Origin of the sequence: Emticicia aquatilis, from assembly GCF_014644295.1 — a bacterium.
Classification (GTDB): Bacteria; Bacteroidota; Bacteroidia; order Cytophagales; family Spirosomataceae; genus Emticicia; species Emticicia aquatilis.
Genome location: NZ_BMKK01000001.1, coordinates 846,453 through 862,873 on the forward strand (window position 1 = coordinate 846,453; position 16,421 = coordinate 862,873).

At 36.0% G+C, this 16,421-nt stretch carries 8 protein-coding genes; 4 read left to right on the forward strand and 4 right to left on the reverse strand.

Annotated features, from left to right (window positions below; genetic code table 11):
* Window positions 1-64 precede the first annotated feature (64 nt).
* The 4 genes from IEX65_RS03720 to IEX65_RS03735 all read left to right on the forward strand — a co-directional run bounded on the left by IEX65_RS03720 (window position 65) and on the right by IEX65_RS03735 (window position 13,881).
* The gene (locus tag IEX65_RS03720; protein ID WP_188764665.1) at window positions 65-8,608 is read left to right on the forward strand and encodes a DUF6443 domain-containing protein; all 8,544 of its coding nucleotides are present in this window, start codon (window positions 65-67) and stop codon (window positions 8,606-8,608) included.
* A 58-nt stretch (window positions 8,609-8,666) separates the two neighbouring features.
* Complete coding sequence (locus tag IEX65_RS03725) at window positions 8,667-9,368, forward strand: hypothetical protein (protein ID WP_188764666.1); 702 nt, start codon at window positions 8,667-8,669, stop codon at window positions 9,366-9,368.
* A 79-nt stretch (window positions 9,369-9,447) separates the two neighbouring features.
* Window positions 9,448-9,909, forward strand: coding sequence for a hypothetical protein (locus IEX65_RS03730; RefSeq protein ID WP_188764667.1), 462 nt, complete (start codon window positions 9,448-9,450; stop codon window positions 9,907-9,909).
* A gap of 42 nt (window positions 9,910-9,951) precedes the next feature.
* On the forward strand, window positions 9,952-13,881 hold the full coding sequence (locus IEX65_RS03735) for a hypothetical protein (protein ID WP_188764668.1): 3,930 nt from the start codon (window positions 9,952-9,954) through the stop codon (window positions 13,879-13,881).
* Between the two features lie 38 nt (window positions 13,882-13,919).
* Here the strand turns inward: IEX65_RS03735 and IEX65_RS03740 are convergent, their stop codons facing one another.
* From IEX65_RS03740 to IEX65_RS03755, 4 genes are all read right to left on the reverse strand, one after another.
* Window positions 13,920-14,306, reverse strand: a complete 387-nt coding sequence (locus IEX65_RS03740; protein WP_188764669.1) for a hypothetical protein — start codon at window positions 14,304-14,306, stop codon at window positions 13,920-13,922.
* Complete coding sequence (locus IEX65_RS03745; RefSeq protein ID WP_188764670.1) at window positions 14,306-15,388, reverse strand: hypothetical protein; 1,083 nt, start codon at window positions 15,386-15,388, stop codon at window positions 14,306-14,308. The genes IEX65_RS03740 and IEX65_RS03745 overlap by 1 nt, the downstream gene beginning before the upstream one ends.
* A 64-nt stretch (window positions 15,389-15,452) precedes the next feature.
* A complete protein-coding gene (locus tag IEX65_RS03750) occupies window positions 15,453-16,079 on the reverse strand; it encodes a hypothetical protein (RefSeq protein ID WP_188764671.1) in 627 nt (208 codons plus the stop codon).
* On the reverse strand, window positions 15,994-16,230 hold the full coding sequence (locus tag IEX65_RS03755; RefSeq protein WP_188764672.1) for a hypothetical protein: 237 nt from the start codon (window positions 16,228-16,230) through the stop codon (window positions 15,994-15,996). Before IEX65_RS03755 ends, IEX65_RS03750 begins: the two co-directional genes overlap by 86 nt.
* Between the last annotated feature and the right edge of the window lie 191 nt (window positions 16,231-16,421).

Sequence of the window (16,421 nt, forward strand, 5' to 3'; positions counted from 1 at the left end):
AAAATAATTAGTAACTATGGCAAAATATTTTGGTATCCACAAACCATACCTATCCTCAAACTTAATGAAAAAAATCTACAAAAACATCCGCTTTTGCTTACTTGTATTATGTACACTTTCTTATTCTTTTCATGTTTTAGCAACTAAGTCTACTAATAACTTTTGGGCAAATCCAACAAAGTCAAAGGGTTCTTCCATAAAACCTAAAAACCAAGACTTTTTTTTTCCTGTCATTAGTAAAACTACACTCTTTACTAATGACTCGGCTGATTATACCACTCCAAAAACAAAGGTTATTATCGAAAAGTATAAAGAAGTACCAACTGTGAAGTGGGTAGAGGATGCTAAAATTATCACAAATTTGGTTGATTGCATTCGGTACGAGTTTATAACTAATAGAAAAGATGCACGGGTGGGTGAGCCTATAGATATGATAGTCCGAGTATCCTTTGTTGAACAACTGCCATTAATGTGGCGTGATGAGGATTGTAATGATTTCTCTTTAAAGGTTGTATTTCCAAAGGGATTTCAGCAAATTAGTGGAAATTACACCGACTTTATAGACGTCCATTTGAGTGAAGAAAAACCGTACCAAGACTTTAAGATTAGAGGTGTTTTCTTTCGTCCAGACTCAATAGCTACTTTTATGGTTTTGAAAGGGCCTATTGGTTCAGATGCTAATACTATTTTTGTTAAGAAAAAAGAATTTGAAATTTTTGTAGATGGTAACATTTCAAATAGTGAGTCTTTAGTCGTTTCAAAAAGTGAACATTCAGTAATGGATAATTGTGGCGTTAATCCTCCAGAAATTTCCGTTTACCCTAAATTTTTTTTAAACGGTCAAAATGTTACTTTGAGTGCTTATCAATGTAATGGTACCGTGGTTTGGTCGGATGGTACCGAAGGGGCTTACATTTCAACATACCCTACGCAAACAACAACTTATACCGCGACTTGTACCGAAAATGGGTGTACATCAAACGCATCTCTTCCACAAACGATTACCCTTACAACTGATTGTAATCTGGCCACAATTGGGAGTCCCTATGTTGATAGTGGTAACGCTATAACAAGTTTTATAACTTCTCCTAATGATTTAATCACCCTTAGTTCATCTGGGTTTAGTTGTACTGAAGGACAATTAGTTTGGTCTACAGGAGATACTTCTCCGACTATCAATGTTCAACCTACTATTTCAACTACATACAAACTCTATTGTAAATTTGGTACATGTTTAAGTAAAGATTTTATTGAATATAAAGTATTTGTAAAATGTAATAGCGTTACACCGCCAATCCTTCAAATTATAAATGAAGGTGGCCCTAATATTCCAGTTTATACAATAGTAGGCAATAACTGTAGTGGAACAATTAATTGGTTTCGCAAAGACGGCCTTGATAATTATTTCTGGCTAAATACTATATATTATGGCTTCGTCGAAGGCAATAATACGTTGAGAAACGTCACCTATGGAGAGTATAGAGCCATCTGTGTAGAAGGAGATTGTAGCTCCGACTTTTCTCAATCATTTATAGTAGATGCTGTGAATGCACCACCACCACCACTATCATCTAATTGCCCACTTTTTTCTATCACATCACTGCCATCACCAAGTTCCGAAACACCATTAAGGTGTGGAGAAAATTTATTACTTAATATTAGTGGATGTAAGGAGGGTAGTTTAAAGGAAATACTAATCAGGACATATGGATTACAAAATGATAAAACGACTTACATCAGTAGTTATTCTAATACAGTAGTTGTACCTTCTTTGAGTAACTTATCTCCTCCGAACCCTTCTTTTAGTGATTACTACTATATTGCAACTCGAATAGGGTGTGAAAACACATGTAATACAATTACAAGATATTCTTATAATTGGATACGAGTCAATCCTTTTGATAATTTAAAGCTAACTGTTAACACCCCAAGTGTCCAATGTGCTGGTGGTGCAACAACTTTAAAAGCCAATGAAAATTGTGGAGGAACTTTCGAATGGTCAAACGGAATGGTTGGACAGTCAATATCCGTTTCTCCAACAGTTACAACGTCTTATCAAGTCAAATGTGTTTCCCCAAACTGTAATAACCCTTGGTCTGACCCCGTAACAATAACTGTTGACCCAAACGTATCAGCTCCATCTTCCCCAACAATTGTATCTGATAACCAATATTATTCAATTGGAGGACTCCATCCCGTAAGATTGGATGCAACAGGGTGTACTGATGGAACAATATATTGGTCAGATGGGGATGTAGGTTTCACTACTCGATGGGTTAGACCTTCAGTTACTACAACCTATACCGCAAAGTGCTCTAAAAATGGCTGCTTATCCCAGCCTTCAAATGCAATATTAATTCAGGTTTGCGGTATTTCTAATCCTCCCGTTCTAACTTCAAATAAAACTCAAACTGATTTTTGTAATGATAGAAGTGTTTTATTTACTATATCTGGCTGTTCAAGCGGTGGCTTATATATTCAGCAGTATCATTTGAATGGAAATCTAAAGCAAGGGGCTTTTACGTCTTCAAACACAGAATTTTATGATTATCCAACAAATTCAACAATTTATAAAGTGAGGTGTATAAATGATGGGTGTGAAAGTGCATTGAGTAACCCAATCACTGTAACAGTTGAGGGAACACCAGATACACCTGCATTTACTGAGCCACAGACAATTTGTTCAGGACAGAATGCCGTAATTACAATTACAAACTGTTCTAATGGACTTTTAGAATGGTATAGTAGCGACCAAGGACTTGATACTCCTGTACAAGTTGGCGGGAATACTTATACGACACCAATTATAAATTTACCTAATGGAATCGAAGTTCAATATAAATATTACTATGCTAAATGTACAGTTAATGATTGTAATACAGGTATTAATGGAACTATTTTAACTATTGCGAATCCTCTTCCACCAGCAATTACTATTGACCAAGCAACGTTATGTGTAAATAATGGCGGAGGAACAGTTCTGAGAGCAACAGGTTGTATTGATGGACAAATTATTTGGTCTAATGCCTCAATTGGAAATATCATTGCGGTTAACACACCAGCAGCGACAACAACTTACACAGCAGTCTGCAAAATTGGCAATTGCCAATCTCCTACTTCAAATATAGCTACACTTACTATTCTACCGTTGCCAACAATTCCAACTTTGTCAGCTTCTAAAATAAACGTATGTCCTGGCGGAAGTACAGCTATAACTGCATCAGGCTGTACAGGTAACGTAAGTTGGTCTAACGGTGCAATCGGAATAAGCCAAACAGTAACACTAACAACAGAAACGTCCTACTCTGCCAAATGTGTCAATTCTTGTGGAGAAAGTGCATTTAGTTTGCCAATAACTATTAGTGTTGCTCCATTAAGCCCTCCAGTAATATCAGCAAATATTTCTACTATTTGCTACAGTGACATAAATCCACCATCAGCCACTCTCACAGCAACAGGTTGTGTTGGTACAGTAGAATGGTCAACTAATCAAATTGGAAATTCAATTAATGTTTATCCCTCAACCTCAACAAATTACACTGCTGTATGTAAATTAGAAGGCTGTATTTCTACTACATCAAATGTTCAGCAAGTTACTGTAATAACAGTTCCATTAGCTCCAAGTCTAACATCAGATAAAAATAATATTTGTGTAGGAAGTGGCGATAATGTAACCTTAACTGCGGCGGGTTGTAATGGTACACTCAAATGGTACATTAATGGAACTTTAGTTGCGGGTTCAACGGCTGTGCGTACCTTTACTCCAACAGCAACAACCAATTATCAAACAACTTGCTCAAATCAATGTGGTGAAAGTGTGAAATCAGTAGCAAAAACGATTACTTTGACACCTATTCCTGCACGCCCTACATTAGCTTCTCAAAAAGCAAATGTATGTGTTGGAGAGTCAACTATTTTGAACGCTACAGGATGTACAGGTATTATTTCATGGAGCGGCGGTGGTATTTTAGCATCTGGGCCATCTGTTTCTGTTGCACCAACTTCTCCTACAACCTACTCAGCACAATGTACTGTTGATGGCTGTACTTCGGTCAATTCAATTGCCACAATTACAATAGGGATATTGACTAATACTAACCCTTCAATGGTTTCTATATTGTCAGATGTTTGCCCAGGTACACCAGTAGAACTATTTGTTTATGGTTGCACAGGAACAATTTCTTGGAAAAATCTTGTAACAAATGCTGTTACGACTACTACAACAAATTCAACTACATTTGTCATAAATTCATCAACCTCATACGAAGCATCTTGTCAAGGTACTTGTTCGACAGTGACTACAAATGCACTTGGGATTAACACTTTTGTGCAACCCACTCCGCCTGTAGTTTCGGCAATCAATAACTTAACAACGATTTGCGAAGGCACTACTACTACTCTACAAGCTACTAATTGTGTTGGAGATGTAATATGGTCAACGGGTTTTACTGGTAACCAATTATTAGTTTCCTCAGCTGGTAATTATAGTGCAAAATGTGTTTCATTTGAAGGATGTTTAAGCATATTTTCTAATATCGTAAGCATAACAACCAAAGCCCCCATCACTAACTTAACTGCCACCAGTGATGGCCCAAAGAAAGTGGGAGAAACAATTAATTTTTCATCAACAGTAACACCTGTAGGAACTTATACTTATTCTTGGGCAGGACCAAATAATTTTGTGAGTGCTGTTGCCAGCCCAACAATTTTAAATGCTCAACTCAACATGGGAGGAGTTTATACTGTTACTGTAAACGATGGTGTTTGTCTGCCTTCAACGGCAACGGTTGATGTTTCTATTAGTGACCCATTTTGTAACTGCACAGTTTGTGACCAGCCAACAAACATCACTAATAACCCAACAGCAAATCCGAATATTTCATATAAAAACTATCACAATGTTGTTGAGAATTATTATTTAAAGCCAACAACTACTATACCAACGGGTAATTTTGAAATTTCTCAAACTATTAGCTATTTAGATGGCTTAGGACGACCTCTTCAAGCAATCAGTAATGGAACAAGTCCATTAGGTAAGGATATGGTACAACCATATCAATACGATGCTTTGGGGCGTATCACAAAAACCTTCTTACCTTATGCTACCACACAAACGGCAAATAATGGTGCATATAGACCAAATGCTTTGACTCCTGCTAATTACGCTACCTCTGAACAGTCAACTTTTTATAGTAGCTTAAAAACAGATGGCGTGGCTTATGCTGAGGTTAAATTAGAGGAATCTCCCATTCAAAAATTATTGCAACAGGGTAATGTAGGCTCATCTTGGCAAATTGGAGACCAAGCCACTGCTAAAACTGTAAAAGCTGATTATAGACATAATACAGCAACCGATGGGAATATAAAGAAAGTTACTTTTGATTATGCCAATGCCACAAACCCTTGGAAAGTTGCTAATTATGCCGTCAATGAATTGATGATTGTTGAAACAAAAGATGAATTAAACAGACGAGTTGAAACTTTCACTGATGTTCTCGGGCAAACTGTTTGCAAGAAGGTTTATAATGGTGCAGAGGTATTGATAACATACACTGCTTTTGATGATTTTGGTAGAGTGCGTTTAATTTTCCCTCCAAGAGCTGCTGATAATTTAGCCAGTGTTGCTACAAATATAAATCCTAAAACAAATGCTTCTTACAAAGATTTGATTTATTGGTACGAATATGATGCACGTGGACGAATCATTACAAAAAAAGTTGCAAGTACCGCTTCAACCAATGATGCTACCTCTATTTCAATTCAAGGCGAAGAAGAATATGTCTATAACAACATTGACCAAGTTGTGCTATACCGTAATGGTATGCACAAGCCCAAAAGACAGTGGCTATATACAAAGTATGATGAGCTTGGAAGGGTCGTTTCTACTGGGTTATTTACTATAAGTTCCGCATCAAATGCAGTTTATAATAACCGAACCAAACTACAAACCTTAGTTAATACTACTTTTGTTACTGCAAAATATGGTAATGCAGCATTTCCTACAAGTGCAGGGTTTAATGCTACTGGTGCTATAAGCACAAATGTTGTAGACGGTTCTACCACTGTTGGAACAACCTTAGCATATACCTACAACTATTACGATGGCTACACCAACTCGGTATTTACAGGAAAAACTACAACCCTTGCTGTTACTCAATTAACATTAGCAGCTCAAAAAACAAATGTTATAGGAAAACTCACAGGTACGCAAGAGGCTGTTTTACTCCCAACTGGCTCAGCCGCAGTAAACAACAATGTTCCTTTGACAATCTATTACTATGACAAGTTTGGTCGTGCTATACAAACTCGTGCAACTAATCATACCAATACTGCTACTGAAGATATTGCTTCAAGTCAGTTTGACTTTGTTGGAAGAGTTGAGAAAACTTTTACCGAAACCAAATTTCGTACAGGAACATCCACTCAAATAACAACTACTCAAGTATTAGTATCTCAAACCTACGATTTAGGTAGTCGTGTAAAAACGGTTTGCCAACAGATAAATGGTGGAAAGAAAGAACCTGTGGGTAGATATGCTTATAATGAAATAGGTGAATTGCGAGAAAAAACTTTGGGCTGTGACATACAAAAAGTTGTCTTTGATACCGATATTCATGGGTGGCTTAAATCTATTAATGACCCAGCAACCCTATTTAATGAAAAGAAATTCTTTGGAATGAAACTCGACTATGATTTTGATGGTACAATAAAATCTCAAGAGTGGGGAACATTACCACAGTTAGATGCCACAGCTGCCCAAACACCTCCTGTACGTAAATACACCTATACTTATGATGGAATAAACCGCCTAAAAACTGCCATTTATACAGGTGGCTTTGCAGGGGAGAAATATGATATAGATAACCTTAACTATGACAAAAATGGCAATATTACTTCACTCAGACGTACCATTAATGGTGTAGTACAAGATAACCTCAGCTATTTATATGCAACTAATAATGACTTGCTTGCTTCGGTAAATGAAGGAACAGGGGGACTAAGCGATGCGACAAAACCTTGGTTTAGAAACGGTTTTACTGGTACTGCAACTATAGGCACAGGTTCAGATTATACTTATGACTGGGCAGGAAATCTAACCAAAGATGCAAATAAAAAGATAACGGCCATAAGTTATAATGCTCTCAATTTGGTAGAAAGTATGACCTTTGTAGTAAGTGGTGTTACTACCAATGTACGTTATACTTACACAGGCTCTGGCAGTAAAATACGCAAAGAAAATCATGATACTAAGAAAATAGAGTATGTAGCAGGTTTGGTTTATACCAATGCCGTGATAGAGTTTGTACCAACCCCCGAAGGACGTGCACTATTGCCTGTAGCTGGAAGCTCAAATACTGATTGGCGATACGAATACCAAATAACCGACCATTTGGGCAACCTACGTATGGCATTTAGATGTGGAGACCCGAAGCGGGATGCCAATAATAATATTATTGGCTTACTTGGACCAATTGTTACCCAAGAAAACCACTATGACCCTTGGGGTATAAACCTACAAGGGATAGAGAAAACAGGGACACCTGATGATTGGTTTCAGTTTAATGGAGGAGCAGAGAAAAGCCTAAGCCCCGAAGGTATTGCTGAATACGAAACTGATTTCAGATTATTTGACCCACAAATTGGGCGTTTTAAAGCTGTTGACCCATTGGCAGCAATGACATCAAGCATCAACCCTTTTCAGTTTGGTTTTAATAATCCTGTCATGTTTAATGACCCGAGTGGACTTTTTCCATATGCTTCATCAAGTTCTGGAGGTGGAGGAGGTCTTACAGGTATTATTGTAGGGTTAATTGCTAATAAAATAGAGGGATTAGGAGAAGTTTTGAACACTATAAATGCCTTTTCAGCAGGAAGCGAAATGTTAAAAAGTGTTGGAGATGAGTGGAAAAGAACAGAGTCTAATCAAGACCTGCCACCACATACTCAACCATTGACATATGATTTATTGCAAAAAATCGCAAAAGAAAAAGGTATTACAACAGCCGAGGGAATAGGGAATTTCTGGGATAAAATTGTAAAAGAAGCTTATAAAGACCTTGGTAAACAAAAAGAATTTCAATCTAAAATTAGACAGGCTAAGGTTAGGCCTGATGTTGTATTATCAAAGGAAGGAGTAAACTTAGAAACGGGAGAAGTAAAGTCTTTTGTTGATAACATTTTTATTGAAGCTAAAGCACCTGCAAAAGGATATATTGATGGAGATTGTTGTTACAATAATCCCAAACAATTAGAAGCAATGTTTGAAGTATTAAGTAGAAATAATGCAGCAGGATATGGTGTTGCCCATTTTGTATTGGTAACACCATATGATACTGATATCGACCCTTTTAATATTGTTAACGAAATTTTTGGTCAAACACCTACTCAGTTACGAGATTTGGCTGGACAATATGGTGTTAATTTACATCAGCAATTTCCTGTTCTTATAAATGGTACAATTGTTCAACTATCTCCATTACCAATGCCAAGAGCAACTTTTTTTGGAAAAACAAGTCAAATGTTTCGAAATCTGCGAAAGGGGAATAGACCGTCTAACCCTTATATCGATTTTACCAATCTAAGAGATGTAAATATTTTAAAGTTATAATCATATGTTAATACCTATTTTTTTATTAATTAATTCAATTTGTTCAAATTGGTACTCTATGGAAAATACTCAATATTTTATAACATTTAATGAAGAACGAATAAGTATTGAAAGACTTACCAACAATCAAATAAATGAAATAAGAAGAGAGAAGCTCAAATATAGTTCTGATGAAATCTTTATTTTTCATGATGTTTTTGTTGACGACAAACTACTCTACTTTATTTGTAAGAGTGGAGTAGAGGCAAAATCTTTCTCAATAAATTTAAATGATTTTGAAAATAATAAACTTGACTTAGGATTAACTGAAAGTTATTATACAAATGATAATGAAAACCTTAAAATAAAAATTGATGATAGTGCTTTAAATATATATTATTACAATACAGAAGTATTGAAAGAAAAAATGTGCAAAATCTTGAAAATTGATAAGAATGATATTGATTTTTCAATCAAAAGTTTATCTACGATAAACGAAAAAATTAGCGAGTTTACTTATAGTGATGTTTATTTTTCAAAAGTTTACCCAATTTTAGTCATATATTTCGGTAAAACATTAGAGCGAAACACTTCTAAACACTTTGGTCTTTTTAAGAATGAGGATGAGTACGTTCTTTATTTGGGAGATGAAAATATAAAAGATAGTGAGATTGAGGAAATAATTAAAGATTATTTAGTTGAAGTAGATTTTTGGGGTGAAAATAAAGGAGATTATTCAGAAGGAAAACTTCGAGTATTGTATGATTATTTATCAAGGTAATAAAGTAGATGCAGAATTTGTAAATTAGAAGTGAAAAAAAAAGATAAAAACTGTATTTTAAAAAAACGAAAAATAATAAATGAAGAAAACATTAATTCTACTATTTACTATTTTAGTAAGAAATGTAAATGCCCAACAATTCCAAAAGGGTAATGTTGTAGCCAATCTTGGGTTAAACTTTGGGCGAAGCAACTTTGCTGTACCGTTATCAGTAGAGTATAGCCCCATAAACAATATCGGTGCTGGTGTATCGCTTTGGGCAGGAGGAGATGGCTACAATACCTATACCTTTGTAGGGCTTCGAGGTAGCTATTACCTCAAAGAGTTATTCGATAGTGCAGATTTTAGCGTAGGTGCCTCCGTCGGAAAGTTTAAATATGGCTCAGAAAAAGGGCCAGTCAAGGCAATCGTACATCTTATGTACAAACGCTACCTCAACGACCAATTCGGCATTTATGGTGGGCTTAATTCTACTTATGATGGCAGAATAAAAACATGGTTCGGAGTTGGTATTTCTATGAGATTTGGGAAGTATGAATAATTTTACAAGAATAAGTATAAACAAAACACAACAAAATAAATAATGAAGACCTTTTATTTAAAACTTCGCAATGTTACATTAATTATTGTTTTTTATTTAGGTAACTATATTTCCAATGCACAAAATCCGTATGGAAACGCAAATATTTCAGTTCCTATCTACACACTAAAAGAAGGTAATTTAACTGTACCCATTTCACTTGCCTATGATGCAAGTGGAGTAAGAGTAGATGCCCAAGCTTCAGAAGTCGGCCTTAATTGGAATTTAATAGCAGGTGGCAAAATAACCAGAGTTAAACGAGATAAAGCAGATGAAACGGTGAGAAATTTTGCTGATGCGGCACCTGGTAATCGGTTTGGTGGCTATAAAACGGAGGGGTTTCCCGATGTTGATGGTTTAACAACTGATAATCGTTTTTTTTATTTTCGAGATTTAGAGCCGGACTTATTTACAATCAATGTTTCTGGTATCAATGCACAATTCTACTTAACCAATAGTGGTATCGCAAAAAATGGAACAAATGTCGTTTTGGTATCACAAAATCAGGATATGACTATTGAGTTTACCGAAAATACAGCAGCCTCAGGTGTTCCTAATATTGATTTTCCCACAAATCTTGATACTTGGATTTATGGGTGGGGCTCTCTCAATGCTCAAGGTAAAAAATACTACATCTCATTTAAGGTAACACTTGCTGATGGAACAGTTTACTATTTTGGTGAAACTGAAAATCAGAGAGAATATGCTTTCACATATAATACCTATAAAAACTCCAATTACTTATCAGCTACACGTCAAGCAACAGCGAGTTATAATAATGACGTTGAAAAAAATGCAAGAGAAGACATATTAGCGGTAAATGCTTGGAATTTGAGCCGAATAGTAAGACCTAAAGGAGCATTGACAGGAACAGATAAATATCAGCAGATAACTTTTACTTATGCTCGTAGAGCTATGGTATTACCAGCACTGGCTTTTACTGAAGATTATTCAGACAATACATGTTCTCCACCAGCCGCTACAATATTAGCTTATGAAAACTCTCCAATAATACTGAAGAGTGAATTGCAATCAATAGAAAGTGGTCAATTTAAAGTTGAATTTAATTCCACTACAGTTAAAGCATTAGAAGGAAAAGTATCAAATATCAAAACCATCATTCCTGACTATATTGATGGTAGTTTAGCAAATACAAATAGAGAAGATATTAGTGGCGTAAATAATAATCCTAATATTCCCGCAAATATTGAAATATATACCAGTCATAACATTCCAGCGGGAAATTACCCTGCAACAGACCCTTTGACACAAATACCAACTTCTGAAGCCTTAAAACACATAATAGTCTATGATAAAGAGAGTGCAAACACTAATTCAATAGCATTTTACTTCGATTACGATTATTTTACTCAAAATGATGATGGAAAAAATACTGTTCTTTTTACGCCAGAAAAACCAAAAAGATTGAGATTAAAAGGAATATATCAGCTTAAAATTCAACGAACAAACGGCGACCCAACTTCAGGTGAACTTCAACCTGGATATACATTTATATATGACCCAAGAAATTTGCCATCAAAATTAGACTTAAGAAGAGACCATTGGGGATATTTCAATGGAACTATAAATGCCTCGACCAATGACGGGGTATTGTTAACAATAGGATATCCGAGAAATGTATCAAATATGGTCGAAAATACCAATTCTCTTAGTTGCCAAAATAAGTTTAGAGATATGGAAGCAAAAGAAGAGTACAAAACACTTGGGACATTATTGAGAATGAATCTTCCATCAGGCGGCTATATTGAATATAGTTATGGATTGCATGATTGTGATAATTATTTTACTGAAAAACAAATAGTAAACGCTCAACCTGTAAAAATAGGCCTAAAAAAGGTAGGAGGAATAAGGGTGAATCAAGTAAATACATATGACCCAGTAACCAATGCAACATATATCACAAGATATACATACGCTAAAAAAGACAACCCCAGTGAATCATCTGGTTTTTTGTCTGTTTGGCCTAACTATACTTATTGTCGAATGAATAAAGTAGCAGCGGGTACAAACGTAACAGGAATATCATTTACAAATCCTGATGGTACAAAATGGGTTCCTGATAGAGAATATTATTCTGCATCTCAATATGCATTAATTCAGTCTCAATATGTCAATGGCTTGCCAGTGATGTATAGAAGAGTGAAGGTTGAAGATATAAAAATTGAGAATGGCAATGAGATAAGCAATGGCTATACAGAATATGAATATAATAATAATGAACAACCACCATACATGATTCTGCAAAATGGCCAGATGAGTTTTGATGTGGATAACTCATCTGTTGTAGGAAAATGCTTTGATGCTTACTACTATTTGGGGTACCGCTATCCAAAGTTTGATTTAACACGTGGGACACTAAAAGCGGTAAGAATATATAAAAACGGCCTTACTAATCCATTACAAGAAACATTATATAACTATAATGTTACAGACTATAACACGAACGGTCCTCTTGGTTTCATACCAATAAACGCAGCAGCGATTGCCCCTCCTTATGATGTAAAGTTTAGAGATAATAGAAGTGCAGGTAAAATTATTGGTCGAGTTGTAATTGGAACAGGACTTGCTTTTGCAGGTAATGCAGTTTCTCAGCTTGGAACGGTTTCAAGTATAATGAATGCTACAGGGAATAATTCAGCATTTTTTAGCCCTTTAAAAGAGCTTACTCCATTTAACATTTTAGTTCAAATCCTTGATGGATTATTAGGAACAAGAATAGAAGATAGAAGTAATTATAGTATTGATAAATTTAAGGTACCGGTAGGTAAGATTGTTTTAAATAATGTTATTAATAAAAGCTATGACCAAAGTGGTTTAAACCCAAATGAGACTACAACATCTTATGTATATGGTAGTTCTAATCATGCACAAATTACCAAGACAACTACAACTCATAAACCAACACCAAGTAGTGCTGTAACTGAGGAAATAGAACAGAATATTAGTTACAGTTATGATTTTAACACAACTTCAGCCACTGGTAATGACCTATTAGGTATAAAGAGGTTGCAGGAAAGAAAAATAATTGTCCCAATTGAAAGTTATACAAAACGCAATACAAGAGTAATTGGAGGGAGTTATATAGAGTTTAACAGTGTAGAGTCGCTTGTAGGACTTCCATCTAAAACATTTCAATTGGAATTATCTACATCTTCCACTTCTTTTACGCCTGTCACAGTAAATGCTGGCACTATTACAAAAAATAGCAATTATGTTTTAAAATCAACTTTTAGTGAATATTCAGATTATGGATTACCAATAAGGTTTAATGCTACTGACGCTCCAGAAACTAAAATTATTTATGGAATAAGTGGGCAAAGTTTTTTACCCTCGGAAGTTATTACCGCATTTGGTACTACATTATCACGTTCTACAAAATTTGAACACATTCCATTGTTTGGAACTTCAAAAATAACAGCCCCAGATAACTCATTTACCACAACTGAATTTGATGAAATAGGTAGAGTAAGAGCAGTAAAAGACTTAGATGGTAATATTCGTAAAAGTTATAATTATAATTATGCAGAAAAAACTCTGGCAAATAGAACTTTTAGTGTGACAATGAATGTAACAAATAATGGTTCTCTGATTACTACAAAAACTTTATCAGATACAGAAACATATAGTTCAGCATCGAATGGAGATGTTTTAGTTTTAAGTGTTCTGCCAAATGAAGGGGTAGGAAGTTTGGTCATGATTGTGGACAACTCTCTCCATTGGAGCAGGAAAATCCTAAACAATTGGCCTTCAATTAGTGCTGGTGTAGATGGTATCCCTGCTTTTAAATATCCTGCATTAGGTGCTGCGAAACAAAAAATAGGTTTAGTAACTTTTACAATAACAGCTTATTCATTACCTGATGGAAAAGGTGATATTATTGGTTTTAGAAGAATAAAATTGAACATAGACTAAATTAACTAAGCTCTCTTTTGAGAGCTTAGTTATTATTCTCAAACCACAATAAACTCCATCCGTCCATTCGGAATATCTAAATCAGCTACCCGCCTTTGATTGGCAGGTATAACTGCCAAAGGGTCAGATTGCCCCTCCAAGACAACCGATAATGGATTCGCTGAGCCATTATAAACTTCAAACTGTGCCTGCTGCACATTTTGCGGAACAGTAATCACCAAAACATTTTCAGCATGATATGCAATCAATTTCTTATCACCTAGCTGAACTGTATAATTCTGACGAATAATCTTGAAAGATTCTCCAGTATCACCTTTCGGTCCTTTCAAATCAAGCAAATAATGCCTTGTTGCTGCACCATCAAATAGCGATACAATGCGATAAACTCCCTTTGCTAAAGTTTTAGTAGTAGGAACTAAAGGCATTACACCATCATAGAAAACCCCGCCATTCGATACAGAAAAGTAGCTCCTTGCGGATTTTCAATCATCAAAGTCAAATCAACTTGCTGATTTTGGCCAACATTTGGGAGAAACAAAGCATTACTAATACCTTCGGTCGGTACTCCTACAACCAAAAAACTATCAAATTTTTGAATCTGGTAACTGGCAGTATTCACTAATTTTGCATTACCAATCATCGACTCCTTTTCTGGACTCTGTACCAGTTCATCAATTTTGTTCTGAATCATTGCTTGAATATCCGCACTTGATGGATAGTCCAGTTTAGTGCTTCGATAAAGTCCATTAGTGCCATAAACCATCACATGGCTTTCTCCCAATACATCCATCAAAAATTCAGTCTCATGATAAACTTTCACTGGTCGAGCAGCGGTATTCACAACTGCAAGAGTCAAGTTACCATCTTTCAAAGTCAATTTGAAAAATGGGTCGTCAATCTGCTGTCCATCATGGAAGTAAATCGTTGCACCGTTCTGGCTACCCGATAATTCAAAATCGCCCGAACTTTCGAAAAACAACTTAGGGTTGAGTTGTTGCATCAATTGGGGAGTTGAGCCAATCACGCCCACAACTTGGCTTGCCAAAGTTTCGGTCGGATTGGTTGTATTTCCGCCACCAGTATTATTCCCTGTTCCCGTACCGCCAGAGTTTCCTGTACCTCCACCATTATTTTGATTATTAACAGTATCCGCACTAAGTTTGATTTGATAATCGCCATTATTCAAAATACTCTTCATATTAGTCTTTTGAAGCGTACTGGCCATATACCTAAGTGCATCAATTTGTGCATTAGCCCCCAAAAACTCTTTCAGCAACTTAGTACCCTCCAAAATCTGAATTTTGTAAGCACTACCACTTCCTGACTCCGAGAACAAGATACCTTTGACTGGCAAAACAGCCTTACCAATATCAACTGAAACAGCCAGTTGCTCCTGCAAACTGCTAATTATCAACCCAATTAAGTTAATAATACTTGTATATTTTCGGGTTTTGCAATTCGCAACAACCTCAAAACCTCCACCAGAGGCATTCTTAAATATTTTCATAAATTTTTCTTATAAGTTAAAAACAAAAAAGCCCTCCCCTTTTCGGGGAGGGAGGGGTGGGGTTTTACACCCCTGTATCAACTTTTGCAATTTTCACGGCATTGTACGAGCCATTCTTCAAAGGATACTTTTCACCATTCACATCCTGAAAGAAGCTCACACCAACTGTCACAAAAATCGGAGAGGTAAGATTTAAGTTTTGGTTTTGCCCATCGCTGAGGCTCACATCTAAGACAGTCTCAGGTACAGCCGCATTACCAACTTCAATAAAATCGCTTTCATCATCTAACGTTGTAAACTCCGATAGCTCAAAGTTGATATTCGAGGCACAGCCAAAGAAGCGATAATGCGTTGCACCACGTGGGGCAGCAATCACAATTCTTGAGTTATGGGCAGGCATTTTTGCCAAAACCTCACCCGTCTGACGATTGACACTCACCTCAGGTTTAAGATAAACCACACTGCCAAAAATGGCATTTTGGTTAAAATCAAAACCTTCAAACAAGCCTGTTTCATCATCCAAAACCCCTCGTTTTCCACGAGCATTAACCCCATCTTTCTTAATTACCTCACTCATTTTCTGAGTAACACGAGCCGTCAAATATTTATCTGACCCTTGCGAAATCACGATTCGCATCGCAATCTCGAAGTAATTTGCCCGATGAAGCGGCATTCCCAAACTCTGCTGCATTTTCACGAGTACGCTCCATCGTTGCCGAATTGTTAAACTGCTCTTTTGAGCCTCCACCCGCCCTACGAATAAGGGTTTTTCCACCTTGCGAATAACCTGAGAGTCCACCCAAGTTACCCTTGTACTTAATTAAACCAATCTGTTCTGCCATACTGCACGATACATTTTAAGTGTTGAAAAAAATTGAAACACCCTTTTCATGAAAAGATTTCGATGGCAAGATTAGATAATCTAAATTTTCTATAAAAATGCTTAGTTACAGATTGGTCAGCTTATTCCGATTTATGACCTAAATGCTTCATTTTTTGTTCGATTTTAGTAAATTATCTGATTATCCACTAA